Raw genomic sequence first — 23,294 nt, forward strand, 5'->3', positions numbered from 1 at the left:
GCATATATTTTCAATATATCAAATTACTTAGCATCTATTTTTTTGTGTAATTTTATTATATGTTCGACTAAGCTTCTAGCTTCCATAGCTGTCATTAGATGGTCTTGTGCATGTACAAATAATACAGACAATTCTGTTTTTTCTCCTCCTGCTTCAGCTTGGATTATTCTAGTTTGAACTTTATGAGCCTTATGTAATGCATCATCAGCTTCATTTTAACTACACCAATTCACTTTCATAAAATGCATTTAAATTAATTTTATTATGTTTTTTGTCTTAGCTAAATATTACCTTAAAATTTTTTCAGTGTCAATGTAATCTAGTGTAATTTTTTTTCACAACAAATTATATCTATATTTTGCTTTTCTTCTTTTGAGGTTTAATTATATATAGATATTGTAATTATATATGTTCAATACTACTATTTGATTGAATCTTATTATCAAATATGTCTCCTCATCTATACCATCTAAACTAATGTCTATTTAATCTATACTTAAAATCATCAAAACCTAACTCTTTAAACTATTAATATCACAACATATTTTATATAAATTTATTAATCAAACAACAAGGAGACTCTTATTGTAAGAATCTCCCTTGTCTTTTACTACTCTATCAACTAATTTTTATATACTACACTCTTAAACTTATTAACAGATACTGCTACATATATTATGAAAATTATCAAACATATAACTAAACTTAGTATATATATACCAAATAAATTTGCCATCAATAAATCTCCTGCTAATCTCAATGCAAAATAACTAGATATTGTTGCACTTAACATTGGTAAAGTATAAAATATAGCTACTTCTTTAAGTATAGCTCTATTTATCTCTTTTTCTGTAGTACCTATTTTTAATAAAATCTTGTATTTGTCTTTATCTTCATATGCATCATTATATATTTTCATATATATTATACTTCCAGCTACAATTGCAAATACTAAGAATAAAAACACAAGCACTACATATGCAAATTTCATCCATTGACCCTCATTTAGACCTTTATATCCATTCATAATATATCCATTTTTTAAACTTAAATTCTTTTCAATATTGCTGAACATTACTTGGCTATCTTCTTCTTGAGACACCTTTGCTCCATAAAAATATACTTGTTGACCCTTATCTCTTAATTTGAAATATGCATTGTCATTTACTACTATAATACTTTTATTAAATCCTGTACCTAATACTGGAACTTTTACTCCTCCCTTTGAAATACTATATAACTGTCCATCAAGTTTTATCTTAGCTTCTTTTGTAGCCATTGATACTATCGTTTGAGGACTCTTTAACTCTATTACACTATTTCCTCTAACTAATTTCTCACTATACTCCTTTAATTCTTCACCATTACCATTTACTTTAAGAATATTACAAAAATCACTATATTTCATTATAGCATCTGTTGTATCATAAGTTTCTTTACTATCTGTTTTTTCTAAAACTGTTAGTTCTGGATTTACTGAATATTTTATCTTATTAGTATCTTTTATTATATTCTCTATTTGTTTTTTATTCACTTCGTCTTTATTCATTGAAACTATGCTAACAGTGTATATATTTCTCTGCTCTTTTGCATTCTTATATACATAATTCATTGCAACTGAAGCACCAAGAGTGGATATTGTAGTAGTTATAATTATTGCTATTATAGCATAAGTTTTATAATTTTTATTTAACCTATAATTTATATTGTTTATTGCAATTATATTATTTCCATTGAATAATATTTTTTTATTTTTTATTATAATATCAAATATAACAGGCACAACTGATTTAAATAGACCATAAGTACCTATTATTATTATACCTATAATAGGTATTACACTAGTTATATTTCCAGTTCTTATATTAGTAGAAAGATAATAACCATATCCTATTACTATAATCGATATCATAGCTAATATATATATACCTATTCCTATCTTTGGTATTTTTTCTTGCTTTTTAGATGTATTAATTAAATTTATTACACTACTTCTACATATTGTTATAAAGCCTTTTATAGCCATTATTATAAATATAGAAATAAATATTAAAGTTGCATACAGTATAGCTTCTATGCTAAGCCCATTAGATACCTTTATATCAAATCCAGATAACTTTATTATCACTACTTGAAAAAATCTGGATGTTATTATTCCTATAATTATTCCTGTTATACAAGAACTTATTCCTATAAGCATATTTTCTACAAAATATATTTTTCCTATAGTATATAAATCTAAACCCATAAAGGACAATATTCCAATTTCTTTAGACCTATTCTTAAAAAATATATTTGTTGCATACCATATAAAGAAAAATAAAAATACTGATAGTATCATTATCACAGCCACTAACACTGATAGCGTAAATCTTTTATTTTCTCCTTGTAATACATTTATAGCATCACCATATCTTAATAACTCAAAATTAATTAACACAACTACTGAAAAAACCATAGATATAAAAAATGCTAGATACGTTCTTATGTTACTCTTAAAATTATTATAAGCAATTCCAAGTATACTCACTTACATCTCACCTCCCATAGAGGCTAGCATATCCATAATTTTCCCATAAAATTCTTTTCTACTACTTCCTTTGTTTAATTTACACTTTATATTTCCATCATTTATCATATACACTTCATTTGAATAACTTGCAGTTAATGGGTCATGTGTAATCATTATAATAGTAGAGTTGTTTTCTCTGTTTATTCTTTCTAATGATTCTAGAAGTTCATACGCTGATTTAGAGTCCAAAGCACCTGTTGGTTCATCAGCAAATATGACTGCTGGATTTGTAATTAATGACCTAGCTGCTGCACCTCTCTGTTTTTGTCCTCCTGATAGTTGATAAGGATATTTATCTAAATGATTTTCTAATCCAAATTTTTTGGCTATAGAAAATACCTTAGATTCTATTTCTTTACTTTTCTTTTTTCCTAGTGCTAGAGGGAGTGCTATATTATCCATTAGTTTCATGTTATCTAATAGATTATAGTCTTGAAATATAAATCCTATTTTTTCTCTTCTTAATTTTGAAAGATCATTATTTTTCACTTTCGATATGTTGATTCCATCTAGTATTATTTCTCCTGAAGTTTGTTTGTCAAGCGTAGACATCAGATTGAGTAATGTTGTTTTACCTGCACCAGATGGACCCATTATCGATATAAAATCACCTTCATTGACTGTAAGAGATATATTTTTTAATACATTCGTTCTAAATCCTTTTATTCCATAATCTTTTGATATATTTTTTATTTTTAATATTTCTTTCATAATAATAGCCTCCAGTTGCTAATTTTTTAATATATATTTATTTTAAAGGTTTTATATAAATAAATCCTTAAGTAAATATTACATTTTAACTGCTAGCATTACACTTTTGTAACATAGATAAAAGACTATCATAATCATAGTGAGAATGTCTTAAAATAAAAATTTTATTCATCTTTATTTGTAAAAAAAATAAAAGAGGTTCGTAAGAACCCCCTAATATATGCGATAATTGTTCTGTGAAAAACCAAAAACCACACCTTAACTATATCAGATACAGGTGTTATAAACAAATGGTATTTCTCTTAGACATTGAAACATTTATAATTTTTCACTTTAAAAGTTTCTTTTTTAAACATACTATCAAGCCATAAGCTAAGAATCCAAAAAGGCTTAATACCATTAATGTATAATTATAACCAATATTAATACTCAAGAATCCAGCAATAGTTGGAATAATTAGAGATGAGCCACCCATAAATATACTTAAAGCTATTAACTGGCTACTACTTCTAAGTTTTTTAGGTGAAACTTCAAATATTAATGTTTTTGACGTAATTAAAATTAAAGGAGTAGAAAACGCTTGAAAAACACATAGTATAATAATTATATTCGAATCACTTGCTAAGGCAAACAATAAAAACTGAACTGTTATCATAATAGCACTTAATTTTAATAAGCTTAAGCTACTATATTTCCTTAATAAATAAGAGCCCGCCAAATATGTTGGTATCTCCAATAATGACTGTAAAGACCACTTTAAAGATATTTGAGAATTTGTAGCATTTAAAGATATCATTTTATCTATTACAGTACAGTTATTTGCTACCACCATTGAGTATAGCAGAAATAAAATACATACCAGTAAAATATATTGCTTATCTTTTAATAATTCAATAATATCTTTATTAGTTACACTTATTTTCTTGTTAATCTTTTCAATATCAGGTAATAATAATATATTTATAATAAGTAATACTACAATGAAACCAATAGCTACAGATAATCCAAAATATGAGAACTTAAGAATCAAGTAAGATGCTACCATACTTCCAATAGCCCATCCAATTGACCCAAAAGTCTTAATGAATGACAAATAATTATTAAGCCTATCTCCACAACCTATTATCCAAGTATCGTATAAACTACAGCAAGTATTTAATAATCCTCCTGATAAAGCAACAAGTAACAAATATATTATAAAAGTTGCAGATTCAGTAGAAAACATAATAACTGATGCAATTCCATAAACTGATAGACTAATTAAAACAATTTTTTTCATTGTTTGATACTTATCAGCCAATACTCCAAATAATAATTGAAATAATATATTGGTTATTGCATAACTCGATAATATAATTCCTCTTTCAAATGCTGAGTAACCTAATTTTGATAAAAAAGGTGTAAATTTTGTCGATGCAAAGGCAAAAATAATATATGAGAGAAAATAGAATATGATAAATCTAAATTTAATCGCTTTATTAATCATAATTAATCAAAGCTGATAACTTTAATACCACTACTTCCCTCATGATTTAAGTTTGAAAGATGATATTTTACCTTATTAGGATTTTCTATAATGACTAAAGGAATATATAAAGTATTTTCAAGTAACTTGTTATCGATTTCTACTAATTTTTCACCCATATTAACTTCTTGACCTTGTTTAACTTCTAATTTAAATTTTTCTGTTTTTATTGTTGCACTATCTAATCCAATATGAATAAGAATTTGAACATCATTTTTCAATTTAATTCCTATAGCATGGTTAGTTTGAGCAATAAAATTTATTATTCCTCTAGTGGGTGATTTAAGAACATTATCCTTTGCTATCATAGCAAATCCATCCCCCATTACCTTAGTTGAAAATACTTTATCAGGAATTTCTTCAAGATTAATTATTTTTCCATCAATATAGGAATTAATTGTAATTGCTTCTTTTTTTCTTTTAAAGAACATTATAAACACTCCTCTACATAATTAACTTTATTCTGATTATCATTACAAATAACGATATTGAACATACTGCAACTGAGGAAAAAAGAGCTTTATAGCTCTTTCCCCATTGTAGTTCTTTAATACTGCTTATGATTTGTTTAATTCCAACAAATTTATAAACATAGGTAAACATGATAACAATAGTTATTGTGTAAATTTGGAATACCTGCCCTAATAAGACTAAATAGAAAGCAATCATGTTTTCTTTTATATCTTTATTCTTTTTTATATTATAAATAACATATGCACTGTATACTGCACTAAAGTTAGAGACTAAATTTAAACTTGCATTAACATCATTATTTAAAAGTTGTGAAAATGAAACATTTGTAAATAATGATGTCAATTCTAAATACACTATATATAGAACAGGTAATATTAGAAAATAACCCATTATCACTGAAAGAAATATATTCTCATCTTTTAAAGCTACTGTGATATTTTTTATTTTATTTGTTATCATGTTTTTATTCTCCTTATTTAAAAGTTGGCCAGAAATCCTTATTAGCCACAATCATTTCATCTAAGATTTCTTTTGCTACTTTTGCACTTGGAACAGTTTTACTCATAGTAAATGACTGCCATAATTTTTGATAGCTTTTATCTATCCATGCTTCTACAGCTAATTTTTCAGAAGCAACTTGTTGTTCCATTAAACCTTTTTGGAAAGTCGGTATTTTACCTATAGACATAGGTTCAACCATATCTTTTCCAACAAGACAAGGAATTTCAACCATTGCATCATCTGCAAAATTTTCAATAGCCCCATTATTAGGAACAATCAGTAAAAATCTTTCCTGAGTATTAAATGCTAATGCACAAGCTAATTCAACAATAAATTGAGAATGTTCATTTGCATCAAACCATGTATCTCTTGCTGTACCATTTTTTACAATTCTTTCACATTCTTCGAATGTATCTTTTTCTCTTCTATCCATAATTTCATTTGCTCTTGTATAATTTGGATTAGCATGTTTAACAGTTTCATCAGCCATTAAATAATATTTTAAATAAGTATTGGGTAATGTAGTTGGTTCTATTTCCAATAAGTTCTTTGCCGCTCTCATAGTTTCTAACCAACTAGATTCTTTGTGTTGACCTTGAGGCGTAAATTCCTCATATCCCTTTTTAGCACAATATTCTTTTAATTTAGGCATTAAATCATTTCCTTCTTTATCTTTAATGCTTGTCCACCACCCAAAATGATTTAATCCATAGTATCTAACATCAAAATCTTTACGAGAATTTAAACCTAAAATTCTAGCAAATATTTCCTCTAAACATACTGGCATATCACAAATATTAATAATTCTTGAATTTGGTCTTAATACACGACATGCTTCTGCAACTATAGCTGCTGGATTTGAATAATTAAGCATCCAAGCATTTGGAGAATATTTTTCCATATAATCAATCATTTCGATTACTGGTCCTATTGTTCTTAATCCATAAGCAATTCCACCTGCTCCACAAGTTTCTTGACCAACAACCCCATATTTTAGTGGAATTTTTTCATCTTGTTCACGTAAAGCATATAAACCAACACGAATTTGTGCCATTACAAAATCAATATCAGTAAATGCTTCTTTTGGGTCTGTTGTATAACTAAACTTAACTTCTGGATTTTTCTCTCTAACAATTATTTCACATGCTTCAGCAACTTTTCTCTGTCTCTCATCGTTATTATCATATAATTTAATTGATTCAATAGGAAATTTATCAATACTTTCAATTAGCATTGTTACAATTCCAGCAGTATAAGTACTTCCCCCACCAGCAATTAGTATTCTTTGTCTTTTTCTTTCCATCTTTATTTCTCCTTTACAATAAATTTTCAAACTCTTCTCTTACACTTGGAACTGAAAGCCCAATAATAATCTGAATAGCTTTTCCATTATGCACTAGACCATGTGCGCCTACTGCTTTAAATTCTTCTTCTTTAGAAATGATTGAGTCATCTTTTAAAGTTAACCTCAATCTTGTAGCACAATTTGTAACATCTACAATATTTGTTGCTCCACCAACTAATTTTATATATTCAGCCGCTTGTTGAGATGCTTTACTTAATTTATTTCCTTTTTCATCTTTAGTTTCTAAGTACTCATTTTTAGTATATAGTTTTGTTTCTTCAGTATCTTCTTCTCTACCAGGAGTTTTCATATCAAATTTCTTAATTAAGAAAGTAAATACAAAGAACCAAATAAATGAAAATATAATCCCTATAACAAATTGAATAATGTATACCTTCCAGTGATACATTCCAAGTGGAAGCCAATTTAATACAAGCCAGTTAATAATTCCTCCACCAAAATCACCAACAACCCCTAAAGCAAATGAAATCGTTTGCAAGCATGCATCTAAAAATGCATGTACTAAGAATAAAAGCGGTGCTACAAATAAAAATGTAAATTCTAACGGCTCAGTAATTCCAGTTAATACTGCAGTAAGAGTAGCAGGAATCATTAAACCTAATACTTTCTTCTTCTTTTCTGGCTTTGCAGTTACATAGAAAGCACCAAATACACCTAATGAACCAAACACCTTTGATAAGCCAGATAATGAGAATCCAATTGGATACATTTCCTTTAGAGTCTGATTTGAAGTTTGAAAATTCTGAATATGGGTAGCCCAATATACTGATGTTCCACCTGGAACAACAACATTATCATAACAAATTGGTGCATATACAAAATGATGCAATCCAGTTGGTATTAAAATCTTTTGTAAGAATGCATAACACCAAACTCCTATATTTCCACTATTTATAAAAAATGTTTGTAAATGCCTAATAACATTTTGAACATGTGGCCAAATAAAGCAAGTTAATAATGCAACTGGTATCATAGCAAAGAAACAAATTGCAACTACAAGTGATGAACCTCTAAATAATCCAATAAAATCTGGTAGTTCTTTATCATAAAATCTATTATGAACATAAATCACAATTCCTGATATTAATAAAGCACCTATCATACCAGTATCTAATGTTTTAATACCAGTAATGCTTACGAGTCCACTTCCAGTGCTTATTTCAGCTGCGAAATTAACACCAAAGCTTTTTCCCCAAAAACTTAACATAGAACCTACGAAATAATTGAAAGTCAAGTATGTTGCTAAAGCTTCCATGCAAGCTCTTGCTTGTTGCTTTTTTGCAAGTGCTATTGGTAAAGAAATAGCAAATAATAATGGCAGCTGATTAAATACCATCCAAGCTCCACTGGATATTACACCCCAAAATTGGTACCAAACATTTTCCGGTGTAGCAAGCGAACCCATAATTGACTGATTTTGAAATACAATTGAGAACCCAACCATTATACCAGCGAAAGCAAATAATAATGTTGGTGTAAACATTGCCCCTCCAAAACGTTGTATTTTCTTCATCATATAAATTACTCCCCCCTTATATTTTTATTTTATCCTTGGCCTTAGACATCTATTATTTTAACATGTTAATAAATATATACAATCTTTAGACTGTATTTGGAACTTATTCACAATCAAATAAGTTTTTGCACATTTTTATGTTCAAATTTTCATAAAAAAAAGAATGACTACAATTTGCAATCAATCCCTTCTGTAATCATTCTATGCCTTTTATAAATACTATATTTAATAAATAGTAACTCAATCAATATAAAATATAACATTGTCAGTTTATAACTAGGGTGCATTTGTAAAAATGAGATATTAGTAGCTGAAATATAAATTGATTCATCACTTAAATCAGTTAAGGTATTATTTTTAAACTCTGTAATTGAAATTATTTTAGTTCCTATTAATTTTAATCTTCTAGCAATATTAAGCGTATTCTCATTCTCGCCACTTAGGGATATAATAATCATGACATCGTTTTTACTAACAATATTGTAAAAAGAATCGTCAAATGTTCTTCCTTCAAAATCATATATTATTTCTTGACATGATAAAAACATTCTCTTTATCTGTTTTGCAACCACATTTTGAATATCACCTGAACCATAAGCGTATATTGTTCTTGATTCATAAAGAAGTTTACACAATGCATCATAATCTTTATTTTTTTGATCTTCAACATACTTAATTATTGAATTACACGCAATATCAAATGACTGATTTTCTATGACATGAACCTTTTCTGATTCCCAGCTTAATAATACTTTAAATTCACTGAAACCTTTTAAATCTAATTTTTTAACAAATCTTGTAATAGTTGCACGAGACACATTACATTTCATAGCAAGTTCATTTATTGACATCTTACTACAATGTTTTTTATTTGCAGTTATATATTTCCATATTAATAAATCTGTCTCATTCAATTTATTATAATTTAAAAAAATCATTTCTTCTAATCTCATAAACTATTACCTCCTCCAAGTAAAAACCGTCATAAGTATTATAACAATATTCAACATTAAATTACAGCATATTCTTATATTTCATATTTAACCCATAAAATTTATTATAAGAAATACTGGCTTAGTTGGTAGTTTTTTAAGTGTTACCCTTATAAATGACAGTTGAAAAAAGAATATGCTAATTAAAAAAATGTATTTTTTGATTCTGTTCTTTTATCTAATAGTTGATATTTTCAAGTTCTAGTACCTTTTTTATACAATTATCATCTTTAAAATTTTTGCTTCTTTTACAATCTTTTACTTTAAATTCTGGAATGGTTTTAAATTTTTCATCGCATATTCCATTCTTATTTAAATACATACAACTTGCCATTCTAACTATCAGACCACTATTTTTTAAATTAAACAATACAGGGTCTATACACCCTCCATCTCCGCCAGTAGTTTCACCAACTAAAGTTGCAAATTTAGTTTCTTTACAAAACATTGCAAATGACTCTGATGATGAATATATTTTTCTATCAACAAGTAAGTATATATTACCCTTAAATTTTAAATCATCTGTAGATTTTATAGTATAGGAAGTATCTTCAAAACTATTAAAGCCTTTTATAATTTCTTTAGGTGCATTTTCCTTTACATTTATTGGTAAATTTTCTACAGGATTTAATTTTATATTTCTTGCATTGGTATATTTTTTTACTATTTCGTTATTATTTCTATAAATTCTATAGCCATTTATTTTAACATCATTTTTTATGAGTTTAGATACAATTCCTTGCCAATACCTATCACTTCCACCTAAATTCCCTCTTATATCAATAATTAAGGCTTTATGTTTTTCTAAACTGTTAATATAATCTCCAACTACTTTTAAATCATTCTCTAAAGACTCCTTCTTTGCTGACATTGATGGTAAATACATATATCCAATCTTACCCTTAACAGCATCCTTTAAAATCAATTCTTTTTTTACAAGAATCTCATTTGGCATTTTTATTTTAGGATTTATAGAGTCATATCTATCTACAACTTTTTTATCATTAAGAAAATCATACCAGTCATTATTAGAGTATGATTTCTTAAAAAGTTCATATCGTTTCTTATTATCTATTAATTCTGTATGTTTATTATTTAAATCAGATAATATAGATGACAATTCTTCTATAAATTCTTCATCATTTTCAGTACTTTTTATTCTTTTTGTATATTTATCCTTATTTTCTAACCAATCAATATTATTAAGCGTTTTATTTACATCTAGATATGGATATCCTGTTTTTATAACATTATATACATAATTAAAATCCTCTACCTTTTCCTCTTCAGATAACTGATTCTTTTGAGAGTAAGTAGAATTACCTAATAAGATTGTAAATGCTAAAATAATTACTAAAAATAATACTTTCTTTTTCATATAATTCCCATCAACTTTCAAATTCTATATTTTAATACATTGTATCATTATTTTATTATCACCTAAACAATTAAAAGAAATTCCTGAAGATATATTCCACGATTACTCTCTTTAAAAAATTTTTATTTGTATTTTCAAAATTGTTTCATGAAAGTTATAAAATAACAATCATATTCAAAAATCTATTTTACTGCCATATCCTGAAAGTAAATTCTTATCAGTGATATGCTAAAAAACTTATCCATTATAATGGCTTAAATCGGGATACTTTACTGATTTTTTGGTTCTTAGTTGAGAAAGATATTTATAACTAAAAATATTGATAACTATAGAAATGATTATTTTTGATGGAAATTTTAAGGATATAAACTAATTATACTTAAGTCTATATCCTTAATTTATCATGATTATGAGAATTTTTACAAACACTTATCTTTTTCTGTTTTAGAATAAAAACAAGAACATATCCCGTTATTTTATTCAAACATCCAAGTTTAATTACTACACAATTACTTATTAGAAATTGTATCTACTTCATATATATATCTGTTAAGTATAGCTTCTAACATTTCTTGTCTTCCAGACTTATTCTTTATAACTGGCATTTTCAATGCATAAGATTCTAACTCTTTAAATCCAACCTTACCATCTACTATATCTTTACCTATACCCTCACTAAAGCTTGCATATCTTTCTTTAGTAAAGTTTTCAAATACCTCATCTTCTAATAATTTATGAGCTATTAATAATCCTTTTGCAAATGTATCCATCCCTGCAATATAAGCTAGGAATAAGTCTTCTACCTCAAAAGATGCTCTTCTTACTTTAGAGTCAAAATTAAATCCTCCCGGAGCTATTCCACCTTGCTTTAACACTTCATACATTGCAAGTGTTGCATCATATATATTTGTTGGGAATTGGTCTGTATCCCATCCTAATAATAGGTCTCCTTGATTTGCATCTATACTCCCTAAAACATTGTTTATTCTAGCTATATTTAATTCATGTTGGAAAGTATGACCTGCAAGTGTTGCATGGTTTGCTTCTATATTCATTTTGAAGTATTTATCTAGATTATACTTTCTTAAAAATCCTAAAACAGTAGCAGTATCAAAATCATATTGGTGTTTAGTAGGCTCTTTTGGTTTAGGCTCTATTAAGAATTGTCCGGTAAATCCTATTTCCTTAGCATAATCTACAGCCATTTGTAAGAATCTTGCAAAGTTATCCATTTCAAGTTCTGTATTAGTGTTAAGTAAAGTTTCATAACCTTCTCTTCCACCCCAGAATACAAAGTTTTCTCCTCCTAAATACTTAGTTACTTCCATAGCTTTCTTAACTTGAGCTGCTGCATATGCATAAACATCTGCATTACATGTTGTAGATGCACCATGAACAAATCTTGGATTTCCAAACATATTAGCAGTTCCCCATAATAATTTTATTCCTGTTTCTCCCATTTTAACTTTTATGTACTCAACTATTTCATCTAGTATCTTATTTGTTTCTTCTAAATCTCTTCCTTCTGGAGCTATATCTCTGTCGTGAAAACAGAAATACTCAATTCCCATTTTAGACATAAATTCAAATCCTGCGTCAACTTTAATCTTTGCTATTTCAATTGGGTCTGTCATATTGTTCCAAGGTCTCTCTACTGTGCCTACTCCAAATGGGTCATTACCCTCTCCACATAAAGTATGCCAATAACTCATTGCAAATCTTAAATGCTCTTTCATAGTCTTATTACCTACTACTTGTTCAGGATTGTAGTATCTAAATGCTAACTCATTGTTAGATTTTACTCCTTCAAATTTTATCTGTCCTATTCCTTTAAATATTTCACTCATTTTATATCCTCCCAATATTTTATAAATATAATCTACATAATATGTTTTCTTAATTTAAAACTATTTTCTATCGTTATTTTTATTTTCATTTTTAAGCTATTTTAGTTATTTATTTTTACAATTAACTACTTCATCTAATGACTTAAAATCATCTTTCAAAGACTTGTATATTTTTTTATACAACCTGTGATATCTCTTGTATGTATCTACATTTTCACTTATTGGCTCTAATTTAGTTGAAGTTTTTATTATAATATCACAAGCTTTTTGTATATTTTCGTATATTCCAACTCCTACTAATGCAAGAATTGCAACTCCAAGTGCTGGTCCTTCACTTGAATTTATAGTATATACATCTTGGTCAAACATATCTGCTTGCATCTGTCTCCATACTTTACTTTTGCCACCTCCACCTGAGGCTCTTACTTCATTAACTTCTATATTAAGGTTTTCTATTATATCCATACAGTCTTTAAGACTATACGAAACACCTTCCATTATTGACCTTGCCATTTCTTTTTTAGAATGGATTGGAGATAACCCAAAAAATACACCTCTTGCATAAGGGTCAAGATGAGGAGTTCTCTCTCCCATCATATATGGTAAGTAAAGTAGTCCATTACATCCTGTTGGTACTTGGTTTACTTGACTATTTATAATCTCATATACATCTTTACCTAAAGAATTTGAAACTTCCACTTCACTTTGACAAAAATTATCTTTAAACCATTTTAATGACAATCCAGCCCCTTGAGTAACACCCATAACATGCCATGTATTTGGTATTGCATGACAGAAAGTATGAACTCTACCCTCTTTATCAATTTTTGGCTCTTTTGTATATGCAAATACTACACCTGATGTACCAATAGTAGATGAGACTACTCCATCTTTAACGATTCCATTTCCTATAGCTCCTGCTGCTTGATCTCCAGCTCCACCTACCACTATTGTTCCTTCTTTAAGCCCTGTTAAATTTGCCACCTCTCTAGTTACATATCCTGTAATTTCTTGAGATTCATAAACCTTACCTAAAAGATTTCTATCTATATTTAGCTTTTCTAGTACTTCGTCACTCCAATTTCTTTTTCTTATATCAAGCAACTGCATACCACTTGCATCTGATACTTCTGTAGCATATTCTCCTGTTAATTTGTATCTTATATAATCTTTTGGAAGAAGTATTTTATTAGTATTCTTATAAATATCAGGTTCATTATTTCTAACCCATAGTATCTTTGATGCTGTAAATCCTGTAAGTGCTGGATTGGCAGTTATTTCAATCAGTCTTTCTTTACCTACTAAATCAGTTATCTCTTCACACTCTTTTACTGTACGTTGGTCACACCATATTATAGAGTTTCTTAGAGTATTACCTTCTTTATCTAGCATAACTAGACCATGCATCTGCCCTGATAATCCAATTCCTTTTATACATTCACTACTTATCTTTGAACTTTGAACCACATGCCTTATAGATTCGACTACAGCTTCCCACCAATCATTTGCATCCTGTTCTGCCCAACCTGTTTTCTCTTGTATAAGAGGATATTCATATGTACAACTTTCTATAGTATTTCCTAGCTTATCAAATAAGACTGTTTTAGTACCTGATGTACCAATATCCACACCTAATACATACTCCAACTTCATCCCTCCTTGAGACACCACTTCATAATTATCGTTTTCCTACCCTAATTTTTTTATATTTTACTTGCTTTATTTTTGTTAGTATATTAAACTAACTTATGAACTAATAATAAAATATTTAATTATCTTTGTCAATGCAAAATAGCCTTTTATTTTTGTCTAAAAAGTATTACAATATTATTTTAAGGAGGAATATCAAATTGGTTACTGATAAATACACTATTCGAGAAATGAATGAAAGATTGGTACTTGAACAAATTATAAAAAATGCTCCTATTTCTAGAGCAAGTATAGCCTCTACTATAGGATTAAATAAAGCAACTATATCTGCTATTACCAAAAAACTTATTGATGAATCTCTAGTTCATGAAATAGGAATTGGAAATAGTACTCATAGTGGCGGAAGAAAACCCATATTATTAGTATTTAATAAATGTGCAGGGATTTCTTTAAGTATGGATATTGGATATGACTATATATTCTCTTCTCTATCTTACTTAGATGGAACTATCATAAATTCTAAGAAATTAACAGATATACAAGTAAATAAAGATAACGTTATACAATTAATAGATGAAATTATAAATAGCTATAACATATCCAAAATAGACACTCCTTATAAGTTAATAGGGCTTACTTTGGCTATACATGGGATTACTTGTAAAAATAAAATATTGTTTACTCCATATTACAATCTTAATGAGATTGACTTACATAGTATCCTTAGTAAAAAGTACGACTTCCCTATTCATATAGAAAACGAAGCAAACTTAACAGCTTTAGCTGAGAGTACATTCTCAACTGTACATAACTCACTACTTAGCCTGAGTATTCATAGGGGATTTGGTTCAGGAATTATAATAAATAATGAATTATATAATGGCAGAAATGGCATGAGTGGAGAAATTGGTCATACTATTATCATGCCTAATGGTAAACTATGTCCTTGTGGAAACCGTGGCTGTTTAGAACAGTATTGTTCAGAGAAAAAAGTATTTGAAAAACTTTCTTCTTTAGAAAATATTCCTAAGATAGACTCTAATGTGCTAAGGCAATTATACTATGAAGATAACCAGAATACTAAAAAAGTTGTCCATGAGTTTTGTAGTTATTTATCAATAGCTATAAATAATGCTATTGCAACTTATGCTCCTGAGATAATATATTTAAATAGTCAAATAATAAGAGATATACCTGAAATATTACAAATTACAAAAGATATGTTAGTTAGCTCTTTTAACAAAGGCATAAATATAGAAATTTCATCATTAGGGTCTGAAGCATCTCTATATGGTGGTTCTGCTGTAAATATCAAGAGCTTTTTGAATATACAAAATTTAACTTTGATGAATTAAATGTAAGGGTTATGACTATATACAGTCATAACCCTTTAAATTATATATTCTAAAATTAAATCTATTATATAGTTTACACAAGATTAGCTATATCTTTTTAAGAAGTTGTATATTAATTAAATATTAATATAAGTATTTTATTTTAAATATCAATATAATCTTCCTACTCATCATCAGATAATAAACTTGTAGTTGGTTCAACTATAGAAATATTCTCTTTACCTATCTTCTCTAATTTTACTGCCAATTCTTTTGTATCTAAAAAAGCTGATTCAATAACCATACCTAAATTTAACCCTGAAATAATTTTAATTCTACTATCATTATTGGCTACTAATAAAGCAGCATTACAAGGAGTTCCACCTAGTAAATCCACCATTATAATTATTTCTGAACTTTCCTTATATACTTCTAAAGCTTTTTTTAGTTTTTCTATTGTCCCTTCAATTCCATCATCTTGCTTCATATTTACAGTAGGATAATCTATAGAATTTCCTATTATCATTTTTGCAGAATTTAAGACTTCTTTAGCCATGTTGCCATGACTCATCAAAATAATACTATTCACTTTAATACACCTCTCTAAATCTATAAAATATCTACAAGATAAGTTTTCTTATCATCTGGTGTCATTATAGTTGTAATTTCAATTCCTTCATCTAAAAGTCTTTTAAATGCTTCTTTCTCTTCTTCAGTAACACTGATATTAGGTTTTAGTACTGTTGTGTCTTTTCTACTTGACATATTTCCTACATTTATATTATGTATTTTTAATCCTGCCTCCACAAATGGAATAAGGTCAACAGGAGACTTGACAATTAATAATACATTTTGTCCTTCATACTTCCCAGCAGTAATATTTTTTATAGCAGTTTCTTCTGTAATTATAGATGATGCTATTCCTGCAGGTGTAGCCATTCTTAAAACTTGTTTTTGAACAGAATTGTTAGCTACTGCATCATTTACTACCATTAATCTTGTTACACCTAACTTATTACTCCACATAGTTGCAACTTGACCATGGATTAAACGGTCATCTATACGAATATTTTTAATACCTTTCATTTCCATATCTAATACCACCCTTTCCTTATTTTAAAATACCTAACGCATATAAAATTATTGAAACAACCATTACACCTAAAATTAAGTATATAGGTTTTATGTTCTTTTTAAGAGCCAAGTAAACAATTACAACTAAAATTGCAGGAACTAAACCAGGCATAATTTGGTCTAATATTTCTTGACCTTTCATTGTAAAGTCGCCTTGTTGAAAGTTCAAAGCGACATTAGCTTTTACTACTGAAGGTATTAATGCACCTACCACCATTAAGCCTAAAATAGATGTACTTTCAGTTAAAATCTTCAAACTTTTTTCGATTGAAGATATTAGCTTAGTACCTGATGTATAACCAGCATTAAATAGTGGTATACTTAATAATTTCAATGCTACACTCACTATAATCCACAGTAAGATTCCAAACGGACTTCCGTCTATTGCCATATTAGCTGCTATAGCTCCAAAAATTGTCCACGGAATAACGACAAATAAACTATCTCCTAAACCTGCTACTGGTCCCATCAAGCCTGTTTTAATTGAAGCGACAGCCTCTTCAGTCCCTTCACTTGATAACTCCTCCATTGCTACATTAATACCCAAAATATAAGGTGCAACCCATGGATTAGTATTAAAAAACTGTAGATGATTTAATACAGCGTTTTGCAACTTTTCTGGATTATCTTTGTATACTACTTTTAAAAATGGTAGTACTGCATAACAGTATGCTAAAGCCTGCATCTTCTCATAGTTTGAAGAAACAGAACTAGTAAAAAACCAACGCCATAAAACACTTTTTTTAACTTTTTCATTTGATTTATTTAATGATACCTTATCACTCATCTTCGTCCATACCTCCTACTACAGTATAATGTTGTGCTTGATTTTCCAAATTCTTCTTGTAAATTATAAGTGCAATTGCTCCTCCAATTAAAGCTACACCTAATAATGGTACTTTCATGTATACTGCTAAAACAAAACCAATTACTAAGTAACTAAAATACTCCTTAGCAGGAAGGTATCTAAGTAATAATCCTATTCCTACTGCTGGAAGTAATCCTCCAGCTACTGTCAAACCACCTGTTAACCATTCAGGTGTATATTTTAAAATGGTATTAATTAAAGAAGGTCCAAATATTACAGATAGAGCAACTGGAATACCTGTCGTAGCTGCTGTTAATAATACTCCTAACATTTGCATATATGTTATATTTTTATAATTTCCTTTTTTAGCTCCATCTTCTGCTTTATGAACTAGCCATATACCAATAGTATTTCTAAGAACATCTAACTGTACCATCAATAAAGCAACTGGAATACCTATAGATATTCCTACAGATGCTTCTTGCTTAGTCGTAATAGTTATAAATGTGGCTACTATACTGGCTGTCTGATAATCAGGTATTGATGCTCCACCAAAGTTACTAATACCCAATGATAATAGTTGCAATGTACCTCCAATATATAACCCTGTGTTTATATCTCCTAAGATAAGACCAGTAATAAAACCTGCTGTTACTGGTTGATATGTTCCAAACATTGTTGAATTTTTTTCATAGTTTATAAAAAATCCATATAGTACGATTAATAATAATTGCCATAATTGTGGCTCCATTATGCTTTCACCTCACTCAAAATATTTTTCAGTCCTTCAAAGTTATAATTACAATCTTGTTTTAAGAAAATAGGAATTTCTTCAAGTGGGCATTCAATTTCATAAGTTGTCCCACCTTCATAACTGACCCCACTAAATATATTTTCCCATGTATGTCCTTTTGGCAAATATACGTCTCTACTTCTATCTTTATAATTCATTATTGGAGCAACCAAAATTTCATCTCCAAGCATATATGTATTATCAACCTCCCAAGTTTTATCATCTTCAGGAAATTCATAAAATAAAGTTCTCATAACTGGTGTTCCATCTTCATGTGCTTCTTTCATCATTTTTTTTAAGTAAGTTTTTAAACTTTCTCTAATTTTTATGAACTTTGTAAGAATTATTTCAACTTCTTCACCATAAGACCATATCTCATTAGGAGCTCCAGTTACCATTGAGCCTCCACCTTTATTTGATAATGGTTTGCTATGAGGCAACCTATCTCCATGCATTCTCAAAATTGGTGAAAAAGTAGCATATTGGAACCATCTCACCATAAGTTCTCTAAATTCTGGGTCTTTAGGATTTCCTCCATGGAAACCTCCAATGTCAGTAGTCCACCATGGTATACCTGCTAGTCCCATATTTAGCCCTGTATTAACTTGATTATTAAAAGCTTCAAAACTAGAATCAATGTCACCAGACCATACTAAGGCTCCATACTTTTGAGCCCCTGCCCAAGCTCCTCTTACAAGAGTTACAATAGACTCTTTATCATCATGTAAACCATAATAAATCATTTTTAAATAATCAATAGGATAAATATTACCACAACTTAAAACATTTCCTTTTTTATATCTATAGTTATCAAAATCATAAACAGAATATCCAGGTTCAGCTACATCTAACCAATAATAATCAATTCCAAGCTGTTTATAATTTTTATCTATTCTATCCCAAACATATTCCCTCGCGTCTCTGTTTGTCATGTCTACAAAGACTGTATTTCCTTGAATTTGCATTGTCATTCTGACACCACGATTAACATTAACTAAATATCCATTTTCTAAATAATCATTGTAGTTTTCTGCATCACTTTGAACTGTAGGCCATACAGATACCATTGGCTCTACTGAATACTCTTCTTTTAGTTTCCTAACTAACTCTTTAGGATTTTCCCAATAATCTAGGTCAAATTTATATTCACCTTGCTTAGGCCAATGAAAATAATCAATTGCAATTGATGAAAGTTTAATTCCTCTTTTAGAATATTCTTTCACAACATCTAAAACCTCTTCTGAAGTTCTATATCTTAATTTACTTTGCCATAGCCCCAAAAGGTTTTCAGGCATCATAGGAACAGTGCCTGTAACTTGAGAATAATTTTTGTTTAATTCTTTTGGACTTTCTCCACAAGTAATCCAATAATCTATAAATTTTGTAGAAAACATCTTCCATTCTGTAATATTTTTGGCAAAAGATACTTTTCCAATCCCTGGATTATTCCATAGAAATCCATAACCTAAACTAGAAATATAAAAAGGAACTGATATTTGAGAATTTCTTTGGGCTAATTCCAGCACAGTATTCTTTAAATCTAAAAATTTATGTTGATATTGTCCCATTCCAAAAATCTTTTCAGAAGGCTCAGACTCAAATCTAGTAGTTACTTCAAATTCTCCACTATAACTTGGTCGATATTCTCTTGATTTTAATTTGAGAGTAGAGTTAAAGTCTTTGGTAATTTCAATTGTCCCTACATCTTCTCCACCATCATCATGTTTTACAGCTCTTAATCGAATATATTCTTTCAATAATACTTCATTTTTATCATTGTAAAAAGTAATTCTATCTCTATGGTCTAAGATAGCTTTTATCTTTCCATTTTTAATGATTGTGCTTCCATCTTCATTTTTATTAATCATAATATCGTCTTTATTTAACTTAGGTTTTTCGTTAAGAGCATAGTTTTCATCAACAAAATTTTGGTCTACAAATGACCTGATACGTAAAGAGTTTTTCCCCCATGCTTCTATTCGCAATAGTTCATTGTCAAACCTTTTTTCAATATAATCTTCAGATATTTTTATCATAGCTACCCTCCTAAATCAATGATATGATATTCTATTTTTATGTATCTTAAGTTAAATAATGTCGTTTAATATCACTATTTTATAAATTATATTATATATATAATTCATTTGTACATTAAACTAACTTACGAATAATATACTTTATTTAAATTTATTTGTCAATCGTTTTCCGAAATTTGGTATAATTTTCTAATTAAGTGATAGAAAGTAATTTTTAATATTTTTTATTTAAACTTTTTAATATCTGTGATAATATTTATATACATTAGATGTTCATTGAAAATCAAAAAATTGCTTTTTTAGGAGTCTATTATGAATACACTTAAACATGAATCGGTAAATATCCACGATGATATAGGCGTGAAGCTCTATCTATCTATTGATAACGGAAGTTTTACAGTTAAACACTGGCATTATAGTCTTGAAGTCATTCTTATACTTAATGGAAGCTTTAATCTTTTTATAGATAATGAAAGATTAAATTTAAAAGCAAATGATTTAGTAATATTAAATCCAAAGCAAATTCATTCAGCTATTTGTTCTGATAGTAATGAATCTATAGTTCTTCAAATTCCTTATAAATTTTTAGAAGAGAACATACCTAATATAAATGAGTTACGTATTAATTATAAAGAATTGCTTACTAATGTTGATGATGCTACTGTGAATAAATTAAAAAATACTTTAAATGAATTATATAAGGTATATAGCAAAGAGCCTCAACTATATATATTAAACTCAAAAATTTTATTATATAAATTTTTATATATTTTATATGGGAATTATTCAATTTCTATAGATTCAATATCTTACAAAAATACAGATAAATATTTTGATAGATTAAAAATTATAACTGATTATGTAAAAGAAAATTACAAAGAGCAAATTTCTCTATCTACAGCAAGTGAAGTTGTAAACTTAACACCTCAATATTTATCTAGATTTTTTAAAACACATATGGGAATAACGTTTACCTCTTATGTAAACAATATCAGACTTGAAAAGATGTATAGTGACCTTATAAACACAGATAATAATATATTAGATATTATTCAAAACAATGGCTTTTGTAATTATAAACAATTTATGAAGTTATTTAAGAAAATATATAATTGTACACCAAGTCAAAAACGACAACAAATAAATAAAACTAAAAAAGAAGTTGTCTCAAGATATAAATAAGTCTATTTTTCATTGTCGAAATGATTAAAATATACTTGATTTAATATAAAAAAGAGTGCCTCATGAACTAAAAAGTTCACTTTGAGACACTCCCTATATATATTATCTACTTCTTAATTCACTTATTACCTCTCTACATTTTTTTTCAGTTAATGGATACATCCTTATAAGTACTAACATAGCTATTGTAAGTACTACTGGTATAACACCATTTATAGAACGAATACCGTACAAAGCTTGTGAAGTTTGAGAAGTATTTGCAACATATCCTGTCATAGATAGCACCACACCTGGAACTAATCCACCTAAAGCCATACCAAACTTAAAGAAGAATCCTATTATAGAATAAGTTATACCTTCTCTTCTCTTTCCTGTTTTTAATTCACCATATTCAATAGTATCTGGAACTAAACTCCACATTATTCCAGTACTAGAATAAGCTATACCATGAATTACTCTAAGAATCATAATTAAAGTTATATGTTCTTTTCCTAAGAACATCATTCCTATTGGAAGAGATAAGGTAACTACAGTAAACCAAAATATTATTTCTTTCTTATCAAATTTCTTTAATAAAAGTGGAGTAACAGCATATCCAACTAACATAGCACCTTTTCCTAGTATCATATATGTTGGAAGTAAGTCTTCTCTACCTAATACATATTGGAAGAAATATATACCCACAGCATCTACTATAGACATAATACCAAACATCAATATGAATATTAATGATAATATAACTAATGGCTTGTTATTTTTAAGTAAAACTATTATATCCTTAAACCCAGCTTTCTCACTATCTTCATTTACTACACTATATCTTTCTTTGGTAGTGAAGAAACAGAATAATAGTAATAATCCACCTGCTACACCGTATATTATCATTGCATGTTGATAACCCTTGGCTAAATTTCCTCCCCCTAATATTATACTTAACTTAGGAACACCATAAGTTACTATAAGAGTTCCTACTGATGCAAAGAACATTCTTACTACGGAAAGGTTTGCACGTTCTGTGGAATCTTGTGTCATTGCTGATGTTAATGCTCCATAAGGTACATTCACTAACGTATATACCATCCCTAATCCTATATAAGTAACAAATGCATATACAAATTTACCAGTAGGAGATATATCTGGCACTGTAAAACATAAAATAGCTAGTAATGTAAACGGCAATGCACCGTATAAAAGATATGGTCTAAATTTACCATGCTTTGATTTTGTTCTATCTACAATAACACCCATTATAGGGTCATTCAAACCATCCCAAATCCTCGCTACTAAAAAAATCATAGATACTGCCATTGGAGCTAATCCATATACATCTGTATAAAAATACATTAAAAATGCTCCAACTGTGCTAAATATTAAGTTGCATGCTAAATCTCCTGTAGCATAACCGACCTTTTCTTTCCCTGAAAGCTTGTCACTTGCTATAATAGGTTGCTTCATATTGTTTTCCATGTAATTAA

19 protein-coding genes and 1 pseudogene are annotated in these 23,294 nt (G+C 28.4%); 2 read left to right on the forward strand and 18 right to left on the reverse strand.

Features of this window, described 5'->3' with window-relative positions; all coding sequences use genetic code 11:
• Positions 1 to 23 precede the first annotated feature (23 nt).
• From IR152_RS06550 to xylB, 12 genes and pseudogenes are all read right to left on the reverse strand, one after another.
• Positions 24 to 203, reverse strand: a pseudogene (locus IR152_RS06550) (PTS lactose/cellobiose transporter subunit IIA); the annotation flags it as partial.
• A gap of 419 nt (positions 204 to 622) precedes the next feature.
• Positions 623 to 2,530, reverse strand: a complete 1,908-nt coding sequence (locus IR152_RS06555; RefSeq protein ID WP_227450987.1) for an FtsX-like permease family protein — start codon at positions 2,528 to 2,530, stop codon at positions 623 to 625.
• Positions 2,531 to 3,283, reverse strand: coding sequence for an ABC transporter ATP-binding protein (locus IR152_RS06560; RefSeq protein WP_227450988.1), 753 nt, complete (start codon positions 3,281 to 3,283; stop codon positions 2,531 to 2,533).
• Positions 3,284 to 3,611: 328 nt separating this feature from the next.
• Entirely contained in the window at positions 3,612 to 4,769 is a 1,158-nt protein-coding gene (locus IR152_RS06565) for an MFS transporter (protein ID WP_227450989.1), read from the reverse strand.
• Positions 4,770 to 4,771: 2 nt separating this feature from the next.
• Positions 4,772 to 5,239 carry a PTS glucose transporter subunit IIA gene (locus IR152_RS06570; RefSeq protein ID WP_227450990.1) on the reverse strand — a complete coding sequence of 156 codons (468 nt, stop codon included), beginning with the start codon at positions 5,237 to 5,239 and terminating at the stop codon, positions 4,772 to 4,774.
• Positions 5,240 to 5,252: 13 nt separating this feature from the next.
• The gene (locus IR152_RS06575; protein WP_227450991.1) at positions 5,253 to 5,741 is read right to left on the reverse strand and encodes a hypothetical protein; all 489 of its coding nucleotides are present in this window, start codon (positions 5,739 to 5,741) and stop codon (positions 5,253 to 5,255) included.
• Positions 5,742 to 5,754: 13 nt separating this feature from the next.
• On the reverse strand, positions 5,755 to 7,086 hold the full coding sequence (locus IR152_RS06580; protein ID WP_227450992.1) for a 6-phospho-alpha-glucosidase: 1,332 nt from the start codon (positions 7,084 to 7,086) through the stop codon (positions 5,755 to 5,757).
• A 13-nt stretch (positions 7,087 to 7,099) separates the two neighbouring features.
• Positions 7,100 to 8,665 (reverse strand): alpha-glucoside-specific PTS transporter subunit IIBC, encoded by a 1,566-nt coding sequence (locus IR152_RS06585; protein WP_227450993.1) that lies wholly within the window; start codon positions 8,663 to 8,665, stop codon positions 7,100 to 7,102.
• A 167-nt stretch (positions 8,666 to 8,832) separates the two neighbouring features.
• Entirely contained in the window at positions 8,833 to 9,618 is a 786-nt protein-coding gene (locus IR152_RS06590) for a MurR/RpiR family transcriptional regulator (protein ID WP_003422510.1), read from the reverse strand.
• A 217-nt stretch (positions 9,619 to 9,835) separates the two neighbouring features.
• Positions 9,836 to 11,035, reverse strand: coding sequence for a S41 family peptidase (locus tag IR152_RS06595; protein ID WP_227450994.1), 1,200 nt, complete (start codon positions 11,033 to 11,035; stop codon positions 9,836 to 9,838).
• Between the two features lie 509 nt (positions 11,036 to 11,544).
• Positions 11,545 to 12,882 carry a xylose isomerase gene (xylA, locus tag IR152_RS06600; RefSeq protein WP_227450995.1) on the reverse strand — a complete coding sequence of 446 codons (1,338 nt, stop codon included), beginning with the start codon at positions 12,880 to 12,882 and terminating at the stop codon, positions 11,545 to 11,547.
• A gap of 105 nt (positions 12,883 to 12,987) precedes the next feature.
• Positions 12,988 to 14,535, reverse strand: coding sequence for a xylulokinase (gene xylB / locus IR152_RS06605; protein ID WP_227450996.1), 1,548 nt, complete (start codon positions 14,533 to 14,535; stop codon positions 12,988 to 12,990).
• 197 nt (positions 14,536 to 14,732) lie between these two features.
• Here xylB and IR152_RS06610 point away from each other — a divergent pair, with 197 nt between their 5' ends.
• Positions 14,733 to 15,887 carry an ROK family transcriptional regulator gene (locus tag IR152_RS06610; RefSeq protein WP_227450997.1) on the forward strand — a complete coding sequence of 385 codons (1,155 nt, stop codon included), beginning with the start codon at positions 14,733 to 14,735 and terminating at the stop codon, positions 15,885 to 15,887.
• A gap of 163 nt (positions 15,888 to 16,050) precedes the next feature.
• Here IR152_RS06610 and IR152_RS06615 read toward each other — a convergent pair whose 3' ends face one another.
• The 5 genes from IR152_RS06615 to IR152_RS06635 are packed head-to-tail and all read right to left on the reverse strand — an operon-like array spanning position 16,051 to position 20,637.
• Positions 16,051 to 16,455, reverse strand: a complete 405-nt coding sequence (locus IR152_RS06615; protein WP_227450998.1) for a PTS sugar transporter subunit IIA — start codon at positions 16,453 to 16,455, stop codon at positions 16,051 to 16,053.
• Positions 16,456 to 16,475: 20 nt separating this feature from the next.
• Positions 16,476 to 16,958, reverse strand: coding sequence for a PTS sugar transporter subunit IIB (locus IR152_RS06620; protein WP_227450999.1), 483 nt, complete (start codon positions 16,956 to 16,958; stop codon positions 16,476 to 16,478).
• Between the two features lie 19 nt (positions 16,959 to 16,977).
• Complete coding sequence (locus tag IR152_RS06625) at positions 16,978 to 17,787, reverse strand: PTS system mannose/fructose/sorbose family transporter subunit IID (RefSeq protein ID WP_227451000.1); 810 nt, start codon at positions 17,785 to 17,787, stop codon at positions 16,978 to 16,980.
• Entirely contained in the window at positions 17,780 to 18,559 is a 780-nt protein-coding gene (locus IR152_RS06630) for a PTS mannose/fructose/sorbose/N-acetylgalactosamine transporter subunit IIC (protein ID WP_227451001.1), read from the reverse strand. The genes IR152_RS06625 and IR152_RS06630 overlap by 8 nt, the downstream gene beginning before the upstream one ends.
• On the reverse strand, positions 18,559 to 20,637 hold the full coding sequence (locus IR152_RS06635; protein WP_227451002.1) for a TIM-barrel domain-containing protein: 2,079 nt from the start codon (positions 20,635 to 20,637) through the stop codon (positions 18,559 to 18,561). The genes IR152_RS06630 and IR152_RS06635 overlap by 1 nt, the downstream gene beginning before the upstream one ends.
• A 312-nt stretch (positions 20,638 to 20,949) precedes the next feature.
• Here IR152_RS06635 and IR152_RS06640 point away from each other — a divergent pair, with 312 nt between their 5' ends.
• Positions 20,950 to 21,819: an AraC family transcriptional regulator gene (locus IR152_RS06640; RefSeq protein ID WP_227451003.1), complete on the forward strand. Its 870-nt coding sequence runs from the start codon at positions 20,950 to 20,952 to the stop codon at positions 21,817 to 21,819.
• A 102-nt stretch (positions 21,820 to 21,921) separates the two neighbouring features.
• On the opposite strand, the gene IR152_RS06645 is transcribed toward IR152_RS06640, so the two are convergent.
• On the reverse strand, positions 21,922 to 23,286 hold the full coding sequence (locus IR152_RS06645) for an MFS transporter (RefSeq protein ID WP_227451004.1): 1,365 nt from the start codon (positions 23,284 to 23,286) through the stop codon (positions 21,922 to 21,924).
• Positions 23,287 to 23,294 lie beyond the last annotated feature (8 nt).

Origin of the sequence: Clostridioides sp. ES-S-0108-01, assembly GCF_020662285.1 — a bacterium.
Classification (GTDB): domain Bacteria; phylum Bacillota; class Clostridia; order Peptostreptococcales; family Peptostreptococcaceae; genus Clostridioides.